This is a genomic window from Mesorhizobium sp. M7A.F.Ca.AU.002.02.1.1 (assembly GCF_003998535.1).
Classification (GTDB): Bacteria; Pseudomonadota; Alphaproteobacteria; order Rhizobiales; family Rhizobiaceae; genus Mesorhizobium; species Mesorhizobium ciceri.
On sequence record NZ_RZPB01000560.1, the window covers coordinates 1 to 4,054 of the forward strand.

A 4,054-nucleotide genomic window follows, 5' to 3' on the forward strand; every position below is an offset into this window, starting at 1 on the left:
ATCTCGCCAAGGAAGACGAGACGCCGGCGCCGCATGTCTTCATCAATCCGGAAATCCTGGAGAGCGCCGATGCGCGCTCCGTCTATGAGGAAGGCTGCCTGTCGATCCCGGATTATTACGCCGAGGTCGAACGCCCCGCCGCCGTGCGGGTCAAATATCTCGACCGCGACGGCAAATTGCAGGAGATAGAGGCCGAGGGGTTGATGGCGACCTGCCTGCAACACGAGATCGACCACCTCAATGGCGTCCTGTTCATCGATCACATCTCGAAGCTGAAGCGCGACATGGTGGTAAAGAAATTCAAGAAGCTCGCCAGGGACAAGGCGCCGGGCAAGCTCGCGGGATAAGGTACGGGAGTCCCCTCCAGGCCTATTGTCGGCAGGATTGCCACCAAATGGAGATGCCGACGGTCGACATGCTGATCAGGGACATTCCTGAGCCTTTGAAGCGCGAGATCGAACTGGCGGCGCGCGAGGTCGGCCAGAGCGTCTCGGACAAGGCCATCGGCCTTCTGCGCAAAGGCATAGTTGCGGAGAGGCCGGCCCGAGAGGAGTCGAGCCTCTCGGCGTGGGCTGCAATTCGCTCGGCTTTCGTATCTGAAAGCGCAATTGGCGATGAATACGCGGAAATCATGGAGAAGATCGAAGCGGAAAGATAGCGCGACGGTCGTCCCGCGACTTCGACGGCCTTGACCTGAAGCTCGTAAACCCGTTTGAAGCGGATGCCTGAGCCGGCACACTGCGCGAGCAAGAAGACAGGATACCAGAAGAAAAAATGCCCCTTCGCGTCATCTTCATGGGCACGCCGGAGTTTTCGGTGCCGACCTTGCGCGCGATCGCCGAGGCTGGCCATGAGATATCAGCCGTCTATACCCAGCCGCCGCGCGCTGCCGGACGACGCGGACTGGAGCTGACGCCGTCGCCGGTGCAGCGCGAGGCGGAGCGACTGGGCATCGAGGTGCGGACGCCGGTTTCGCTCAAAGGCGAGGCCGAACAGGCCGCTTTTCGCGCCTTGCAGGCCGATGTGGCGGTGGTCGTCGCCTATGGTTTGCTGCTGCCGAAGGCGGTTCTGGAGGCAACCCGGCTCGGCTGCGTCAACGGCCATGCGTCGCTTCTGCCGCGCTGGCGCGGCGCCGCCCCCATCCAGCGCGCCATCATGGCCGGAGACCTGGAAAGCGGCATGATGGTGATGCGCATGGAAGAGGGCCTGGACACCGGTCCGGTCGGGCTGGTTGAAAAATGCGCTATCGAACCCGATATGACAGCCGGCGATCTGCATGATCGGTTGATGAGTGTCGGTGCTGCCTTGATGGTGGAAGCGCTGGCGCGACTGGAAAGGAATACGCTGACATTCACCACACAAGCTGTGGATGGGGTGACCTACGCCAAGAAAATCGATAAATCCGAGACTCGCGTGGACTGGACTCGCTCGGCAAGTGAGGTCCACAATCATATTCGCGGCCTGTCGCCCTTTCCCGGCGCCTGGTCGGAGATAGGAATTGGCGGCCGCCAGGAGCGGCTGAAACTGCTTCGCTCGACGCTGTCGCAAGGCCTGTCGCCTTCGGAAGATTTGGGCGAGTCGGGAGGAATTCTCGATGACCGGCTGACGGTCGCCTGCGGGGCAGGCGCGATCAGGCTGGTCGAAGTTCAACGGGCGGGCGGAAAGCCCGCTGCCGCGTCGGAATTCCTGCGCGGGGCCAAGATCGAAAAAGGACTGAAATTCTCATGAGCATGATGTCGATACGCGCGGCAACGCCGCGGGATCGCGAGGCCATCCGCCTCGTCGAGGAACACGCTTTCGGCCAGCAGGCGGAGGCCGGTCTGGTCGACGCGCTGGTGACCGGCGGCGACGCGGTTGCCGAACTGGTTGCGGAAGAGGACGGCCAGGTGGTCGGCCATATCCTGTTTTCGCGGCTGTTCGTCCAGAATGGCGGCAAGACCTTCGCGGCCGTGGCGCTGGCGCCGCTGGCGGTGGAGCCCTCGTTCCATGGCAGCGGCATTGGCGGCGCGCTGATCCGCGAGGCGCATATCCGCCTCAAGGATGGTGGTGAGACGCTGGCCGTGGTGCTGGGCGACCCCACCTATTACGGGCGTTTCGGCTATAGCCACACGCGTGCCGAGAACTTCGAAAGCGAATACCAGGGCGAAGCGCTGCAGGCGCTGGCCTGGGGTGACGCGCCAGAAGCAGGCAGGCTGGTCTACGCCTCCGCCTTCACCGCTCTCGCCGCGTAGAACAGTCAGCCGTTTTCACGGAAACGGCGAACTGCACTCCTCTTTGTTTTAACGCAATTCCGAACGGAAAACCGTTTCACACTTTTCCTGGAATTGCTCGAGGCGAGAGCTCTAGCCGCAAATGCCGCGTTTTCGCCTCGACATCGAATATGACGGCAGCCTGTTTGCCGGCTGGCAGCACCAGGCGGATCAGCCTTCGGTGCAGCAGGCGATCGAACAGGCGATCGAAAAATTCTGCGGCGAAGCGATCAGGCTGCGCGCCGCCGGCCGCACCGATGCCGGCGTGCATGCGACCGCGCAGGTGGCGCATGTCGACCTCGTCAAGGCGTGGCCGAGCGACAAGGTGCGCGATGCCGTCAACGCCCATCTGCAGGCGGCCGGGGCGCGCATCGCCATCCTGAAAGCGACGGTGGTCTCCGACAGTTTCGACGCCCGCTTCTCGGCCATTGGCCGCCACTATCTCTACCGCATCCTGAACCGCCGCGCGCCGGCCGCGCTCGACAAGGGCAAGGTGTGGTGGGTGCCGAAGCGGCTCGACGCCGGCGCCATGCACGAAGCGGCAAAGGTCCTGCTCGGACGGCATGACTTTACCACCTTCCGCTCGACCCAGTGCCAGGCCAACAGCCCGATCAGGACGCTGGAACGGCTCGATGTGAGCCGACAAGGCGACATGGTCGAGGTCAGGGCTTCGGCGCGCTCGTTCCTGCACAACCAGGTGCGTTCGATGGTCGGCTCGCTCAAGCGTGTCGGCGACGGCGGCTGGAGCGCGGCCGACCTGAAAACATCGCTCGAGGCGCGCGACCGCGCCGCCTGCGGCCAGGTGGCGCCGCCCGACGGGCTGTTTCTCACCGGTGTCGATTATCCGATCGAGACGAGCCCGGAAAGGCTCTGAACTCCGACATCGTCCGGGACGGTGATGCCGAGCAACGTCTGCAGGCCGAACAGCACCAGCAGCGACGCAATGAACATGCCGACGAAAACGGCCGTGCCGACCGCTGCGCCCCTGCCCATCGTGGCATTTGTCATGCGCCAGGTCAGCACCATAGAAAGGGCAAAGAGGAACAGCGACACAAGGCTCGAAACCTGGCTTGCGGACGACAGGAAAAGCCGGATCAGCGCCGAAGGCAGCATCAGCCAGGCGGTGATGGCCGAAGCCCAGTTGCTGGCAACGACGTAGTGGACGAAGCGGCCGCCTATGCCGGCGCGCGGCGCGATGAAAGCGAGCGCAACCAGCGGCAGCACCCAGGAGCCGATGTCGACCGTCGCCAGGCGCACCAGCATGCTGAAGCGCCCCGCGAAGGCGTCGGGATCGCCGATTTCGTTGGCGATGCCGACCCAGCCGACGATCAGCGCCGGTGCTGCAACGACAATGGCGAAGAAGGAATTCCAGAAGCCGTCGGCCGACAGGTCGAGCAGGCGCAGGCCGTCGGCTCTGCCGAGCATCAATCGCCAGGCGCCCGTCAGCGAAGCTTGGGTTTCGTCCGCCGAAAGCATGCTGTTCAGCCCTGTCCGAACCAGTCTTCTATGAAGCGCTGGTAGATTTGCGTCAGCGTCTCGAGGTCGGCAATGGCGACGCGCTCGTCGACCATGTGCATGGTCTTGCCGACCAGCCCGAACTCGACCACCGGGCAATAGTCCTTGATGAAACGCGCATCGGAGGTTCCACCGGAGGTCGACAGCGTCGGCTCCTTGCCGACCGCCGACTTGATCGAGCCGCGCAGCGTTTCGATCAGCCTGTCGTCACGGGTCAGGAAGACATGGCTCGGCCGGTCGCGCCAGACGAGCTCGTAGTCGACCGGCGTCTTCTTGCCCTGCCGGTACTT

At 63.8% G+C, this 4,054-nt stretch carries 7 protein-coding genes; 5 read left to right on the forward strand and 2 right to left on the reverse strand.

Annotation, left to right across the window (positions count from 1 at the left end):
- The 5 genes from def to truA all read left to right on the forward strand — a co-directional run.
- Positions 1-347 (forward strand): peptide deformylase (gene def, locus EN879_RS26665; protein WP_127274345.1); only part of this gene is annotated, 347 nt, incomplete at its 5' end.
- 47 nt (positions 348-394) lie between these two features.
- Positions 395-658 carry a hypothetical protein gene (locus EN879_RS26670; RefSeq protein ID WP_013528470.1) on the forward strand — a complete coding sequence of 88 codons (264 nt, stop codon included), beginning with the start codon at positions 395-397 and terminating at the stop codon, positions 656-658.
- 116 nt (positions 659-774) lie between these two features.
- Positions 775-1,728, forward strand: coding sequence for a methionyl-tRNA formyltransferase (fmt, locus tag EN879_RS26675; protein WP_063169728.1), 954 nt, complete (start codon positions 775-777; stop codon positions 1,726-1,728).
- The gene (locus tag EN879_RS26680) at positions 1,725-2,231 is read left to right on the forward strand and encodes an N-acetyltransferase (protein ID WP_013528472.1); all 507 of its coding nucleotides are present in this window, start codon (positions 1,725-1,727) and stop codon (positions 2,229-2,231) included. The genes fmt and EN879_RS26680 overlap by 4 nt, the downstream gene beginning before the upstream one ends.
- 121 nt (positions 2,232-2,352) lie before the next feature.
- Positions 2,353-3,123 (forward strand): tRNA pseudouridine(38-40) synthase TruA, encoded by a 771-nt coding sequence (truA, locus tag EN879_RS26685; protein ID WP_063169727.1) that lies wholly within the window; start codon positions 2,353-2,355, stop codon positions 3,121-3,123.
- Here truA and EN879_RS26690 read toward each other — a convergent pair.
- Positions 3,090-3,725, reverse strand: coding sequence for a hypothetical protein (locus tag EN879_RS26690; protein ID WP_063169726.1), 636 nt, complete (start codon positions 3,723-3,725; stop codon positions 3,090-3,092). The genes truA and EN879_RS26690 overlap by 34 nt on opposite strands.
- A 5-nt stretch (positions 3,726-3,730) precedes the next feature.
- On the reverse strand, positions 3,731-4,054 hold a 324-nt coding region (locus tag EN879_RS26695; RefSeq protein WP_127274346.1), incomplete at its 5' end, for a M20/M25/M40 family metallo-hydrolase.